This is a genomic window from Micromonospora sp. DT81.3 (assembly GCF_049847225.1).
Taxonomy (GTDB): domain Bacteria; phylum Actinomycetota; class Actinomycetes; order Actinomycetales; family Microbacteriaceae; genus Microbacterium.
In genome coordinates, this window is sequence record NZ_JBNCNY010000001.1 from 529,133 (window position 1) to 542,260 (window position 13,128).

The window sequence follows — 13,128 nt, forward strand, 5'->3', positions numbered from 1 at the left end:
GGTCGCGAGACCTACCGGTTCGCCGAGCGGCGAGCCATCCGAGCGCGAGCGGCGTCGTGCGCGTCGCGCAAGAGCGACACGACCGCATCCGCCGTCTTCGCTCCAGGGTTGACCACCGACACCCATCCCGCTGCGCTGTACAGCGGGTGCGGGAAGAAGGCGTCGGGCTCGGCGGGATCCGAGGCTGCCGTGGTGAGCCGCGCAGCCTGATCGTGACCGACATGGATGTTGACCCGGAACCGGTCGTCTTCTCCCAATCTCGAGTCCCCATCGTCCGGGTAGTCCTTCGTGATGATGGTTCCGTATGGCTGGGTGCGCTCCGGCATCACGCCGTCGGGGGCGTAGTAGAAGAACGCATCACCCCACGCCACCTCCGGGGACGACCCGCCCTCCTCCGGCACGACGACAAGTGAGCCGTCGAAGGTGCTGACCGCATCGATGATCTCTCGCATTTTCATGGTTCAATCGTCGCCCTACAGTGCTTATGTGGAGTTGGCGCCGTGAACGCGGGCATGAGGATGCCGAACCCTCAAGTGCCGCGATTGACGACTGCAGCGCTGGGTAGGCTCGTGGGCTACTCCAGCCAGCAGGTGCGCGACCTGGAACGCCTCGGTGTGATCCCGACCGCTGTGCGAGGCGCAAACGGCTATCGGCTGTACGAGCAGCGACACATCATCGCCCTCGGGACATACCGGGCTCTCGCGGCAGCCATCGGCCCGGTGCCGGCGCGACAGCTTCTGCCCACGCTGCTGGCGAGCACGCTCGATGAAGCAGCCGAGATGATCGACGAGCTCCACGCCGCCATCGCGCGCGACCGCGCTCGAGTGCGTGAAGCACGCCGCGGCGTCGACACGGTCCTGACAGAGGCCGCCGACGCGTTCGACGAGCATGACGCCATGACGATCGGCGAGCTGGCTCAAGCACTCGATGTCCGGCCATCCGCCCTGCGTCACTGGGAGCACGAAGGACTCGTCAGCCCCGACCGCATCACCGGGTCGCAGGCCCGGCGCTACGACGCTCGCGCGATCACGGAGGCACGAATGGTGGCGGCACTTCGCAGCGGTGGTTCCCCGATCCCGCCGATCGCCCGCATCCTCTCGCAACTGCGCGAGACCGGATTGACCATGGAGGCTCGAGCGCTGCTCGACGAACGGCTCGCCGATCTCAGCCGCCGCAGCATCGCTCTCCTCGAGGCGGCATCCCACCTGCATGCACTGCTCGTCGCGCGGGAGCCTTCACGGCCGCCGGTGATCCGGTGAGCGCTCAGAAGCCGTCCCAATGACCGGGCTCGCGGAGAGCGCGGTACTCGACGTCGACCGCGTCCTCCGTCACCGACGCCACACAGACGAGAAGCGACTGCGTCGGGTAGCCGTGGGGACGGTTGTCGCGGATGAGAGCCTGGTCGTCGGTGCTTTCCAGCGACGTGGAGGACGCGAGCACATCGATCCACGGCGCCCACCATCGACCGGATCCGGTGAGAGGGGCGTCCGAGAAGTCCGGGAGCCACCGCGCGATGCGTGGTGTCGCCTCGTCATCCACGTCGTCATGGGCGACCATGTGGGTGCCCGGGGCGAGCGTCTCGCTGCGAAGCTGCAGCCCGTCCCAGGATGTGACCCGCGTGCTCTGCCCTTCGACTTCGACCAGGTTGAAGCCGTGGGTCCGCGGATTCCGCGGGGTCCGGCCCGCCACCGAGTCCAGAGCCAGGCTGCCCCTCGAGACGATCTCGGATTCCGCCAGCGGTGACTCATCCGCCCGGTTCAGCAGCACGGCCAGCCGCCCCGCGTCCGAGTCAGCGGCCAGCCATGCGCCACCGGCCCGCACATCGCGGACGCCTACGACCCCGCCGTGAGACTCGGGCCACCATCGCCCGAGCGGGCTCCACGGGCGCTCGGGGTCCTCGTCGCGGATCGCCAGCACGCGTGTGGGCTCGTGCGGCGAGGAGGGGACACGGACGACGACGGTGCAGATGAGACGCTCCCGGCTTCAGGGTTCGGGTACTCAACGATGGTAAGGCGTCGGCCATGTGTCCTTCGCCTACGGGGTAGCACGGCGGGTGGGCGCGTGTGCGACCTACAGCTTGCGCAGGAGCACGTGGCTCACCCGGTGGTCGGCGGCCTTGTGCAGCACCAGCGTCGCCCGGTGCCTGGTCGGCAGCACATTCTCTCGGAGATTCGGGAGGTTGATGTCGTTCCAGAACCCCATCGCCCGGCTGACCGCCTCCTCGTCACCGATCCGCTCGTACACATTGAAGTAGGACGACGGATCACGGAACGCGCTCCGTCTCAATGCGATGAACCGGTCGACATACCACTGGGCGATGTCGTCGCTGTCAGCGTCGACGTAGATCGAGAAGTCGAACAGCTCGCCGATCGAGGCGTCCTGCGCACCGGGCGGGCGTTGCAGCACGTTGAGCCCCTCCACGATCACGACGTCCGGCCGGCGCACGGTGACCACCTCGCCGGGCACGATGTCGTATCGGAGGTGCGAGTAGATCGGGGCGCGAGCTTCCGCAGCCCCGCTCTTCACTTCGGTGAGGAACTGCAGCAGCGCGCGCCGGTCGTACGACTCCGGAAAGCCCTTACGGTGCATCAGCCCGCGGCGTTCCAGTTCGGCGTTCGGATAGAGGAAGCCGTCCGTCGTCACCAGTTCGACTTTGGGTGTCTCGGGCCAGCGGCTGAGCAGCTCCTGCAGGAGCCGGGCGACGGTGGATTTTCCGACGGCCACCGAACCGGCGATACCGAGAACGAAGGGCGTCGTCGTGTCGGGCTCGTCCAGGAACCGGCTGGTGGCGGCGCCGAGCTGCTTCGCCGCATTCGCGTACAGGCTCAGCAGCCGGCTCAGCGGAAGATAGACCTCACGCACCTCGTCGATGTCCAGACGATCCCCGAGCCCACGCACCTCAGCGATTTCGCTCTCGGTGAGCGGCTGCTTCAAGCCCGGCGCCAGGCGAGCCCAGTCGGACCGTAGGACCTCCCGGTAGAGCTCCCTCGCGACCGCGGGCGCCGGCGGCTCGGCCCGAGCGGTCACCGTGCCAGCAGCTCCACGACGCGGTCGAGCACGGCATCCGCCACGGCCCGCTTGCTGCCGGACACCTCCAGCACGATCTCCCCGGATGCCGCGAGCACGACCGCCGAGTTGTCATCAGCCCCGAACCCACGCCCGTTGCCCACGGCATTCGCGACCAGCAGGTCGGCCGGCTTACGGGCGATCTTCTCGCGTCCGAGAGCGACCAGTTCATCCCGATCCTCGGCCGTCTCGGCCGCGAACCCCACGACCACGCGCCCGGGGACGGGGTGTGCGACCAGTTCACCGAGCACGTCTCTCGTGCGGGTGAGCACGATCTCCAGCTGCTCACCGCGCTCGGTCTTCTTGATCTTCCGCTCGGCCACCTCCGCCGGGGTGTAGTCCGCGACGGCGGCCGCCATGATGACGACGGATGCCGCGCTCGCCTCGTCCTGGACGGCGAAGGCCAGTTCTGCCGCGGTCTCGACGGGGACGGTGGCCAGTCCGGCAGCCGCGAGCTCGGCCGCCGGACCTTCGTCGAGATGGGCGGCTACCACGGTCACATGGGCGCCGCGCGCGGCGGCCGCAAGGGCGAAGGCGACTCCCTGCTTGCCGCTGGAGCGGTTGCCCAGATAGCGCACCGGGTCGATCGGCTCCCGTGTGCCGCCCGCCGTGATCAGCACGCGCCGGCCTTCGAGGTCGCGCGGAGGAGCCGGCTCGAGCGAAGCGGCTCCGGTGCCCGCGGCCAGCACCGCCGCGACGATGCGGTCGGGCTCCGACATCCGCCCCAGTCCCACGTCCGGACCCGTCAGCCGGCCAGATTCCGGCCCGACGATCGACACCCCGCGCGCACGAAGCGTCTGGATGTTCGCCGCGGTCGCCGGATGCTGCCACATCTCGGTGTGCATCGCGGGCGCAAGCACGAGCGGCGCTCGGCTCGCCAGCACCGTCGTGCCGAGCAGGTCGTCCGCCATGCCCGCGGCCAGCTTCGCGATCGTGTTCGCGGTCGCGGGTGCGATGACGATCACGTCGGCCCGCTGACCAAGGGCGACGTGCCGCACGGCGGCGACACCCTCGTAGAGGGAGGTGTGCAACGGCTGGCGGCTGATCGCCTCCCAGGTGGGCGCGCCGACGAAGCGCAATGCCGACTCGGTTGCGATCACTCGCACGGTGTGACCGGCGAGCACGAGGTCGCGCACCACCTGCACCGCCTTGTACGCCGCGATGCCGCCGGTGACACCCACGACGATGTCCAGGGGTTGGCTCATCGTCTGCCCTTCCGCGAGCTGAAACGGCGCCGGCCCGCGTGCGACAGCGTAGTACCCCGCTCGAAATGCCCGGCGGTCATGTCGGCCAACGGGCGAGGCGAGGGCGACCTGACGCCGCGGCGGACAGATTCTTATGCTGCTCCTCGGCAAATGCAAGGGGGTACCCGCTCGCGCCGGGGCGTGTTTCTGTTACGGGAGCAAGCGCTACCCGCGCAGATCACGTACGGCAGAAGGAGAGACCATGAGCACGAAGGTCGAAAAGAGCATTCTCGTCAACGTCCCGCTCAGCATCGCGTACAACCAGTGGACTCAATTCGAAGAGTTCCCGCACTTCATGGGGGGCATCAAGTCCGTCACTCAGCTCGATGACAAGAACCTCGAGTGGGTCGCGGAGATCGCCGGCGTCCGTCGGCAATGGAAGGCAGCCATCCTGGAGCAGGTGCCGGACAAGAAGGTGTCGTGGGCCGCGACCGAGGGCGCGACCAACGCCGGGTCCGTCACCTTCGAAGATGTCGGCGGCGGGCAGACGCAGGTGCACCTGGTCCTCGAGTACGAGCCGGAGGGTCTGGTCGAGAAGGTCGGCGACAAGCTGAACGTCGTCGAGAACCAGGCTGAAGCCGACCTAGAGCGCTTCAAGGCATTCATCGAGTCGGAAGGCTACGCGACAGGCGCGTGGCGCGGAACGGTCGGGAACGGCACTGCTGCCGGCCAGCCGGGAGTCGAGGACGCCGCCGCCTCACGCGGTGACAGCGGCAAGGCAGGAGTCTCGGGCAAGGTGGCGGCCGGCGTGGGAGTCGCCGCGGCAGCCGCGGCCGCCGCCGTCGGTGTCGGTGTCGCCGCCAGCAAGCAGGGTGACGAGGACGACACCGATGTGCGGGCCGACGTCACGGCCAGGCCAGCGGGTGACGCGCTGCCGGAGCAGTACACGAGCGACCCCTCCGGGACACTCACCGGCCCGTGGGAGGGCAGCCCCCAAGAGGAGGCGCTAGAGGACAAGCAGGGATCCACGGGCGCAACACGCACCAGCGCCGAAGAGGATCTCCTGGTCGACGAGGATCCCGCCACGAGGGAAACACGCAGGGACCTGTGATCCCGCCGTGCGCCCCGGGCCTCGGAGAGGCCCGGGGCGCACGGTTGAAGTCAGCTGACGTTGTCGATCAGTCAGCGGCCGGCATCCCAGTCGTACAGCAGATGGATCTCCACCTCGGTGGGCTCGTTCAGTGCGCAGGTGCGCGTGCGAGCCGATCCGGCCGTCAGCCCTTCTTCAGTTCTTCGGCGAGCATCACGATGATGCCGCTGGGACCGCGCACGTACGCGAGCTTGTACACGTCCTGATAGGTCGCCACGCCGCGCAGCGGGAGGCAGCCGTGCCTCGCGGCGATCTCAAGGGCCTCGTCGATGTCGTCGACCGAGAAGGCCACTCGGTGCATGCCGATCTCGTTCGGACGAGTGGGCTCCGTCTCGATCGCTTCGGGATGGATGTACTCGAAGAGTTCGAGGCGCCCCTGACCGTCGGGCGTCTGCAGCATCGCGATCTTGGCGTGATTGCCGTCGAGATCCACCGCGGTCTCGGCCCACTCGCCACTGACGGTGTCGCGGCCGATGACGGTGAGCCCCAGGTCGGTGAAGAAGGCGATGGTCTCTTCGAGGTCGCGAACGGCGATGCCCACGTTCTCCAGTCTGATGGCCATGCACGGCACGCTACAGAGCCCGGCCCCTCAACTCCACCAGTGCTGAGCCGCCGCGCATCCACAAACGGTCACTTGTACAAACATGCGTGTGTGGAGCAGGATGGGCGTGGAGGTACTGATGAATTCCCTCGCTCTGGATGACGCGTTTCACGCTCTCTCCGACAGAAACCGTCGTTCGATCCTCGCGCTGGTGCGCGGTGGTGGCCGCCCGGTCGGTGAGATCGCGAGCGAACTTGCACTGTCGCAGCAGGTCGTGTCCCACCACCTGAAGGTGCTCCGCGAAGCGGGACTCGTCTCGGGCACCCGCGACGGCACTCGGCACCTGTATGCCGTGCGCGTGGAAGGCCTCGCGGTCGGCAAGGCGTTCTTCGACGACTTCTGGCCGGAGCGCCTGACCCGCCTGAAGCACACCATCGAGAACGCGGGTGCCGCCGATGGTTGAGCACCGCTCCAGTGTCGACATCGCCGCCGCCCCGGAACGGGTCTTCGAGTACCTGGTGACTGCGGAAGGAATCACGGCGTGGATGGGCGACTGGGCCCGGGTCGTGCCGACGCCGGGCGGCGAGTTCTCCGTGAACATCGCCGGCTACGGCGCCCGAGGGACATTCCTCGAGGTCGACCCGCCCCGACGGGTGACGGTGACGTGGGGATTCGAGGGCAGCGCGGCCCTGCCGCCCGGATCATCGACGGTGTCGTTCGAACTGAGCGCCATCGAAGCCGGCACCCGTCTCGTGGTCGTGCACACCGACCTGCCGGACGGCGAAGTGGCCGGACACATCGACGGGTGGAAGCACTTCCTTTCCCGGTTCGCGCTCGCCGCGACCGGTGCGACCCTTCCGCCCGACACCTGGAGCCCCTCGCCGTGACCCCGACCCGAACTCAGACCCAGACCCAGGCCAAGATCGAGACCGAAGGAGAGCATGACATGCCCGAAAGCCCCGCACCCGTTGCCATCGTCGAGGCCTACCACCGGGCCTGGACGAGCGGTGATGTGGATCGCGCAATGACCTACGTGGCTGACTCCTTCGTGTGCTCCGCCCCCGATCCGGACGTCACGACGAAAGAGCACTGGCGGGGCTACCTTTCCGCGTTCATGCCGATGCTCACCGGAACACCGGAGCTGACTCGGATGACGGAGGGGAAGCGGGTCGCCCTCTGGTACTACCCGCAGACGGCCGTCACGGAGAACACCCTCGCCAGCGAATTGTTCACCGTCGAGGGCGGCCGGATCACCAGCATCCATCTGACGTTCGACCGCCTCGGCTACAGGCCGCCGCAGGCCGCGTGATTCCATGCCAGAACCAGATGCCCGGCGAGAGCTTCTCGACAGGATCGAACGCCGCCTGCCGCACGATCGAGAGAGCGTCTCGATGCTGAACGGTTCCGGATGTCCGACCCGGAGGGCAAAATGATGCGCGTCTGAGCATAGGTGGGCCTTCGTGTCGATCAACGGCGGAAGGGGAAGCAATGAGCGAGCACGAACCCCGGGTCGAGCCGTTGACCCTGCCCCGTGAGTACGGGCGGGTGAAGCACACGTTGAGGTGGGCGGACGTGTCCCGCCGACTGAGCATGGCGCCGCACTATTGGCTGGCAACGGTTCGGGGCGATGGTCGGCCACACACCGTCCCGATAGACGGACTCTGGGAGACCGACTGCCTGTGGTTCGGTGGCAGCGTCGCGACGGTTCATCACCTCAACCTGCTCCGTGGTGGCGAAGTATCGGTGCATACCGAAGACGCGATAGCACCGGTGATCGTCGAGGGCATCGCGGAACTGATCACTCCGAGCAGCGAGCAGGCGCAGATGTTGACGGCCCGGTCCCGGGCGAAGTACGGGTACGGAGACCCTGCCGCGTATGCGTCACCGCTCTGGATGGTCGTGCCCCACCGCGCTCTCGCATGGACGAGTTTCCCGACGGATGCCTCGCGCTTCGTTTTCGGTGGAAGATAGCGCCATGGGAGACGGATTCATCTGGCGGGCCGCCGATGTTGCATCGGCGGACTGGAGCGGCACCGCGCAACTCGATCAGCGACGCTCGGCCGACTTTGCCCAGCTCGCCGGCCTGGACAGCGAGAAGTGGCTGATCGTCGGGTTCGACATACGCGACGGCGACCATGGCCACGAGCTGCGCGTCGTGGCCGTGGACCGAGACCTCATTCCCGAAGCCGCCGATGTGTTCCCGAAGATCGCCGCGGAGCACGGCGGACAGATTCCGGCCACCGAGTTCCTGGTTCACGACGTCGAACCGTACGAAGTGCTGCAAGCGATCACGCGCCGGTTCGAGTTGCGGCTGCGAGCACGAGGCACCAAGGACCTGCCGATCCGGATCATCGGGCAGTCCGAAGGTCCGGAACAGCCCTTCGTTTAGGCGCGGCCGGGTTCGACGTGCTCCGCTCCAGGATGTGACCAGTCAGTCGAGCAGGTGGCGCAGGTATCGCTTCGGCGAGTCGAGATAGGACTTCCAGTGGTGGACCAGTTCGAGGTCTTCCCACGAAGAGCGGCGCATCCCCCACGACCCCACCTCGAGGATGGCGGCGCCCGGGATGGCGGCGAGGACGGGAGAGTGGGTTGCGCAGAGGATCTGACCGCCTTCGTCTGCGATCCGGCGCAGTTTCGCTATCAGTGCCAGGGTTGAGGTGAACGACAGCGCGGCTTCCGGCTCATCGAGACAATAGAACGCGGGCGAATCGAAGCGGGTTTCGAGGATGGCGAGGAAAGACTCGCCATGACTCATCTCATGGAAGCGCGGCTCGGGGCCACTCGAGGGGTTCGCTTCCAGATAGGTGTAGAACGAGTGCATCGTCTCCGCACGGAGGAAGAAACCCCAGCGGCTGGCGCCCACGCCGCGCTGCATTCGCAGCCAGTCCGACAGCGGCGACTCGGTCGGTCTGGTCCCGTGTCGAGCAGACGTCGAGCCGCCCTCGGGCGACATCCCGTACGCCAGAGCGATGCCCTCCAGAATCGTCGACTTGCCGGACCCGTTCTCCCCGACCAGGAAGGTGATGCCCGGATCGAGTCGGAGCCCCCGATCGAGAAGCTGCCGTACCGCCGGGATGCTGCCGGGCCAGGTGCTGAGCGGCGACCCGCGGTCGTCGTACGCCGTGACGGCGACGACGGGCGGCTGCGGCGAGAGCATCGAGGAGGTCAGACGAAGCGCACCCAATTCGCGCCACGACCCGTCTCCGCCTGCTCGAGCAGGCGGAGACGGCTGCCGTCCACGGCATACAAGGAGATCGTCGTCGATCGCTCGCCCGCGGCGATCAGGTGGGCACCATCCGGGCTGAGGGCGAACCCGCGCGGTTGCGGTTCCGTCGTGAAGAACCGATCGGGCGGGGCGACCGAGCCATCATCCGAGACCGATACCGCGCCGAGCGTGCTCTCCGTGCGTTCCGAGCACCACAGCCATCGGCCGCCGGAAGCCAGGTGCAGGTCGGCACCCCAGATGAGGTGTTCCGCCCGCGGATCGGCCCCGAAGCGGCTGTGCTCAAGGCTCTTCGTCGGGTCGAACGCGTCCGCCGCACCTCGGAGCTCCAGTGTTCCGGTCTGCGTGTCTCGCGCGAAGTGCAGCACTTGCGCGGAGAACTCGGTGAGCACGTAGACGGCGTCCTGCGCCTCGTTCAGCACGAGATGGCGTGGACCACTGCCGGCAGGCGCCGCGACCGTGGCCGGTTCGAGCGGCGTCAATCGCAGATCCTCGTCCAGGGAGTACTGCGCCACGAGATCGTCGCCGAGGGAGATGAAGTAGGCGAATCGCCCGTCATCGCTCGGCAGCACGGAGTGCAGATTGGGGAAGCTGATCTGCGAGATGGCCGCACCCACGACGCCATCAGTCACCGGGCAGCTGACTCCGTATCCGCCGCCGTACGAGGCGCCGAGCAGGCCCGCCCCGTCCCCGCAGAGGGCCAGGTAGTTCATCCCGCCCTGCGGAAGATCGAGGCGCGAGCGCTGCTCGAGTGCCCCGGTGCCGCGGTCGAGCTGAAGCGTCACGATGGCCGCCTGCTCACCTTCCGCTGACGCCTTCACCGCGGCATACACAAGGTCGCGAGTGGGATCGACTGCGAATGTCGAGCAGCCGGCAAGCCCGTCCGTCACGGCCAGGCGCTCGAGCGCACCGTCCGACAGCCGGAAAGCGCTGATGCTGCCATCACCGGCGTTTGCGACGAGCACGAGTGAAGGAGTCTCCGTCATCCCCCGATCCTAGAACGTGCACTCCGGAGCGTGAGGGTCAGACGGCCGTGCGCTCCCCACGGGGAAGCGGGAGGAGGTGCGGGTTGTGCGGTCAGTCGTCGGCTGAGTCTTGCTCTGCGTCGACCAGTGGGCCGCCGACGACGCCGATCCCCACTGCCTGATGGCTGGGCGGTGGTTCTCCTCCGTCGTCCGACTTCGGCTCTTCACCCGGTTCCTTCTCCGTGCTGGGCTCTTCCAGCTCGTCGTTCGTCGGCTCCTTCTCCTCAGCCGCGCGACCCTGCGTCGATCCATCCGCCATGTTCTTCTCCTCTTCAGCTTTCCGTACGCCAAGCGTCCCGGTCAGACGGTGGACGTGCAACCGGCTTGACGCAGCCGAGTCGCACCCTTTCCCGCGGGCGCGCACTCACCGGCATCCGGTCGTCATCGGCCCGCGTAGACGGCGCCGCTGATGATGAGCGCGACCGCGGTGGTCCAGCCGATGATCGCGACGGCCTGCCAGATCAGGATGCGCGCCTTGCGGACGCCGGCGGCGGCGAGCATGGTGGCGGTGAACTGGGTGGGTAGGAGCAGGGGGCCGAGCAAGCTCACACCCGGCACTCCGTAGCGTTCGAACGCTCGCTGGAACTTCGCCGCGCGCGGCGAGACCGCGGGGCGCGTCGCGTCGAGCACGTCGCCCTCCCTCGATGCACCGCGGCCGGGTGCCCCGGCCGGCACCGTCTCGCGTAGCTGCGCGCGGCTGCGACGTCGCCCGATGACGGCCGTGCGTGTGCGGGAACTGAGCACCACCAGCACGGCGACGCACAAGAAGTTGCCGATGATCGCGGCCACGACGGCGATGACAGGCGGGATCCCGCCGATGATGCCGATCGTCGCAGCCCCCTCGCCCTCGATGAAGGGGATGGCTCCTGCGGCGGCCACGATGAGCGGCTGGACGGCGTCGGGAACCTGCGCGACGAGGTCCTGGAAGGTGTCGATGAGAGTCATGGGACGGGCTCCTGTAGTTCAGGCGGCCGCGTGTCGGCTCGCCTCGGGGTGTGAACTCAAGCTCATCGGATGCGACCGTAGAGCGGCAGTGTCGGGCTGTCACCCGTCGCCGGGTGATTCGCACGCGCGGTCCATGACAAGTGTCATGGCCGTATGGTGGGGCGGGTGAAACGAGGCATGGCGCCGGATGTCGGCGTCCCGACGGCGGATGCGCGGGCGACGCTGCGGCTTGCTCGGGGCGTCACAGCGACCTGGTGGTACACCGTGTCGGTCATCGTCTTCTTCGAGGTCATGATCGTCGTCGTCTGGCTGGCAACCCTGCTCGAGGCGGGCGTCGCACCCGTGGGGCTGTGGACCGTCGCGATCGGGGGATCGATCTGGCTGGCCTCGACGCTGCCGCTCCTCTCCGACTACCGCCACCGAACGGATGCCGGGGTGTCGGCGAGGTCGCCTCGGGTGCTCATCCCTGTGCTGATCGCGGCTGCATACGGCGCAGCGTCGGTCGTGATCACGGAGAGCGTTCTCATCGGCCTGCTTCCCGTGGCGCAGTCCCTCATGCTTCTGAACTGGCCCAGGCACGTGCGCGGACGCGCGCTCCTCGTGGTGACCGCATCGCTGGGCTGCGCCTGGATCTTCGACGCTCGAGGGTCCTTCAGCGACGCCGCGACGCTGGGCGACGCGTCGGGCTGGGTGCTGCTGGCGTTCTACTCCACGTTCCTGCCCGCCATGACGGTCCTGTCGCTGTGGTGGTGGGACGTTCTCGTGACCCTCGACCTCGCCCGCGCGTCGGAGGCACGGCTCGGCGCGACGCAGGAGCGGCTCCGCGTCGCGACGGATGTGCACGACCTGCAGGGACACCACCTCCAGGTCATCGCGCTGCAGCTCGAGCTCACCGAAAGGCTCCTGTCGCGCGACCCCGATGCGGCGCTCGACACGCTTCGGGCCGCGCGCAAGAGCGTCGACGCCGCAAGACAGGGCACGCGCGACCTCGCGACACGGTTTCGCTCGGTGCCCCTGCGCGACGAGATCGAGAACGCCCGTGATCTGCTGATCGCCGCGGGAATCGGGACGGATGCGATCGTGGCACCGGATGCCGACCGCGCGCCGGCATCCGTCTTCGGCCCCGTCATCCGCGAGACGACGACGAACGTCCTGCGACACGGCGGTGGGCAGCGAGCGAGCCTCTCCCTCGCGCCGGACGGCGACTCGTGGAGGTACGAGATCTCGAACGACCTCACACCTGGTGCGGTCGTGAACGGTGACGGCTCCGGGCTCCAGGGCATGGAGCGGCGGGTCTCGGAGGCGGGCGGGCGGATCGAGGTGCTTTCTGACAGGGAGCGCTTCTCCATCGTCGTGACGATCCCGGTGCAGCAGGAGGGTCGCCGGTGATCAGGGTGCTCCTTGCCGACGACGAGGCGATGATCCGCTCCGCGCTCGCAGCCCTGCTGCGGCTCGAGCCGGACATCGACATCGTCGCCGAGTGCGAGAACGGGACGGATGCCCTCGCAGAGGCGCTGAGGCTGAAACCGGATGTCTGCCTGCTCGACCTCGAGATGCCCGGCCTCGACGGAGTCGAGGTGGCGGAGCGGCTCAACCGCCTGCTGGTGACGCGATGCGTCGTCGTCACGCGTCACGCCCGACCGGGCGTGCTTCGACGTGCGCTGTCGTCCGGCGTCGCCGGCTTCCTTCCGAAATCGCGCGGCGCCGACGAGGTCGCGACGGTCATCCGGCGGGTCGCCGCCGGCGGTCGCTACGTCGACCCCGAGGTGGCCGCCGACGCGCTGAGCGACGAGCGCAGCCCCTTGACAGACCGGGAGTGCGATGTGTTGCGTGCCGGGCGGCGGGGCGAGACGACGGGTCAGATCGCTCGCGCGCTGTCGCTGGCGCCCGGCACCGTGCGCAACCACGTCTCCAGCATCCTCGGCAAGCTGTCCGTCGGAACGCGTCAGCAGGCCGTGCTCCTCGCCGAAGAGCGCGGCTGGATCTGACGACGT

17 protein-coding genes and 1 pseudogene are annotated in these 13,128 nt (G+C 68.2%); 9 read left to right on the forward strand and 9 right to left on the reverse strand.

Features of this window, described 5'->3' with window-relative positions; translation table 11 throughout:
• Positions 1 to 11: 11 nt before the first annotated feature.
• On the reverse strand, positions 12 to 458 hold the full coding sequence (locus ACPW96_RS02500; protein ID WP_425819491.1) for a DUF6194 family protein: 447 nt from the start codon (positions 456 to 458) through the stop codon (positions 12 to 14).
• A 111-nt stretch (positions 459 to 569) separates the two neighbouring features.
• Here ACPW96_RS02500 and ACPW96_RS02505 point away from each other — a divergent pair, with 111 nt between their 5' ends.
• The gene (locus ACPW96_RS02505) at positions 570 to 1,259 is read left to right on the forward strand and encodes a MerR family transcriptional regulator (RefSeq protein ID WP_425881898.1); all 690 of its coding nucleotides are present in this window, start codon (positions 570 to 572) and stop codon (positions 1,257 to 1,259) included.
• Positions 1,260 to 1,263: 4 nt separating this feature from the next.
• Here the strand turns inward: ACPW96_RS02505 and ACPW96_RS02510 are convergent, their stop codons facing one another.
• The 3 genes from ACPW96_RS02510 to coaBC all read right to left on the reverse strand — a co-directional run bounded on the left by ACPW96_RS02510 (position 1,264) and on the right by coaBC (position 4,271).
• Positions 1,264 to 1,968 carry an NRDE family protein gene (locus tag ACPW96_RS02510; RefSeq protein WP_425819959.1) on the reverse strand — a complete coding sequence of 235 codons (705 nt, stop codon included), beginning with the start codon at positions 1,966 to 1,968 and terminating at the stop codon, positions 1,264 to 1,266.
• Positions 1,969 to 2,070: 102 nt separating this feature from the next.
• Positions 2,071 to 3,027: a type I pantothenate kinase gene (gene coaA, locus ACPW96_RS02515; protein WP_425881899.1), complete on the reverse strand. Its 957-nt coding sequence runs from the start codon at positions 3,025 to 3,027 to the stop codon at positions 2,071 to 2,073.
• On the reverse strand, positions 3,024 to 4,271 hold the full coding sequence (coaBC, locus tag ACPW96_RS02520) for a bifunctional phosphopantothenoylcysteine decarboxylase/phosphopantothenate--cysteine ligase CoaBC (RefSeq protein ID WP_425881900.1): 1,248 nt from the start codon (positions 4,269 to 4,271) through the stop codon (positions 3,024 to 3,026). Before coaBC ends, coaA begins: the two co-directional genes overlap by 4 nt.
• Positions 4,272 to 4,512: 241 nt before the next feature.
• On the opposite strand from coaBC, the pseudogene ACPW96_RS02525 reads away from it, so the two are divergent.
• Positions 4,513 to 4,959, forward strand: a pseudogene (locus tag ACPW96_RS02525) (SRPBCC family protein); the annotation flags it as partial.
• Between the two features lie 565 nt (positions 4,960 to 5,524).
• Here ACPW96_RS02525 and ACPW96_RS02530 read toward each other — a convergent pair.
• Positions 5,525 to 5,962, reverse strand: a complete 438-nt coding sequence (locus ACPW96_RS02530; protein ID WP_425881901.1) for a VOC family protein — start codon at positions 5,960 to 5,962, stop codon at positions 5,525 to 5,527.
• A 118-nt stretch (positions 5,963 to 6,080) separates the two neighbouring features.
• On the opposite strand from ACPW96_RS02530, the gene ACPW96_RS02535 reads away from it, so the two are divergent.
• From ACPW96_RS02535 to ACPW96_RS02555, 5 genes are all read left to right on the forward strand, one after another.
• The gene (locus ACPW96_RS02535) at positions 6,081 to 6,404 is read left to right on the forward strand and encodes an ArsR/SmtB family transcription factor (RefSeq protein WP_425881902.1); all 324 of its coding nucleotides are present in this window, start codon (positions 6,081 to 6,083) and stop codon (positions 6,402 to 6,404) included.
• The gene (locus ACPW96_RS02540; protein ID WP_425881903.1) at positions 6,397 to 6,828 is read left to right on the forward strand and encodes an SRPBCC family protein; all 432 of its coding nucleotides are present in this window, start codon (positions 6,397 to 6,399) and stop codon (positions 6,826 to 6,828) included. The genes ACPW96_RS02535 and ACPW96_RS02540 overlap by 8 nt, the downstream gene beginning before the upstream one ends.
• Before the next feature lie 59 nt (positions 6,829 to 6,887).
• Complete coding sequence (locus ACPW96_RS02545; RefSeq protein ID WP_425881904.1) at positions 6,888 to 7,250, forward strand: nuclear transport factor 2 family protein; 363 nt, start codon at positions 6,888 to 6,890, stop codon at positions 7,248 to 7,250.
• 179 nt (positions 7,251 to 7,429) lie between these two features.
• Positions 7,430 to 7,912, forward strand: a complete 483-nt coding sequence (locus tag ACPW96_RS02550) for a pyridoxamine 5'-phosphate oxidase family protein (RefSeq protein WP_425881905.1) — start codon at positions 7,430 to 7,432, stop codon at positions 7,910 to 7,912.
• Between the two features lie 4 nt (positions 7,913 to 7,916).
• Positions 7,917 to 8,330, forward strand: a complete 414-nt coding sequence (locus tag ACPW96_RS02555) for a hypothetical protein (protein WP_425881906.1) — start codon at positions 7,917 to 7,919, stop codon at positions 8,328 to 8,330.
• A gap of 42 nt (positions 8,331 to 8,372) precedes the next feature.
• Here ACPW96_RS02555 and ACPW96_RS02560 read toward each other — a convergent pair whose 3' ends face one another.
• From ACPW96_RS02560 to ACPW96_RS02575, 4 genes are all read right to left on the reverse strand, one after another.
• Positions 8,373 to 9,098, reverse strand: a complete 726-nt coding sequence (locus ACPW96_RS02560; RefSeq protein ID WP_425881907.1) for an AAA family ATPase — start codon at positions 9,096 to 9,098, stop codon at positions 8,373 to 8,375.
• 8 nt (positions 9,099 to 9,106) lie between these two features.
• Positions 9,107 to 10,150: a lactonase family protein gene (locus ACPW96_RS02565; protein WP_425881908.1), complete on the reverse strand. Its 1,044-nt coding sequence runs from the start codon at positions 10,148 to 10,150 to the stop codon at positions 9,107 to 9,109.
• Between the two features lie 91 nt (positions 10,151 to 10,241).
• Positions 10,242 to 10,448, reverse strand: coding sequence for a hypothetical protein (locus tag ACPW96_RS02570; protein ID WP_425881909.1), 207 nt, complete (start codon positions 10,446 to 10,448; stop codon positions 10,242 to 10,244).
• Positions 10,449 to 10,570: 122 nt separating this feature from the next.
• Positions 10,571 to 11,134, reverse strand: a complete 564-nt coding sequence (locus tag ACPW96_RS02575; RefSeq protein ID WP_425881910.1) for a hypothetical protein — start codon at positions 11,132 to 11,134, stop codon at positions 10,571 to 10,573.
• A 165-nt stretch (positions 11,135 to 11,299) separates the two neighbouring features.
• On the opposite strand from ACPW96_RS02575, the gene ACPW96_RS02580 reads away from it, so the two are divergent.
• Both ACPW96_RS02580 and ACPW96_RS02585 read left to right on the forward strand, forming a co-directional pair.
• A complete protein-coding gene (locus tag ACPW96_RS02580; RefSeq protein ID WP_425881911.1) occupies positions 11,300 to 12,523 on the forward strand; it encodes a sensor histidine kinase in 1,224 nt (407 codons plus the stop codon).
• Positions 12,520 to 13,122, forward strand: coding sequence for a response regulator (locus ACPW96_RS02585; protein WP_425819460.1), 603 nt, complete (start codon positions 12,520 to 12,522; stop codon positions 13,120 to 13,122). Before ACPW96_RS02580 ends, ACPW96_RS02585 begins: the two co-directional genes overlap by 4 nt.
• Positions 13,123 to 13,128: the final 6 nt, after the last annotated feature.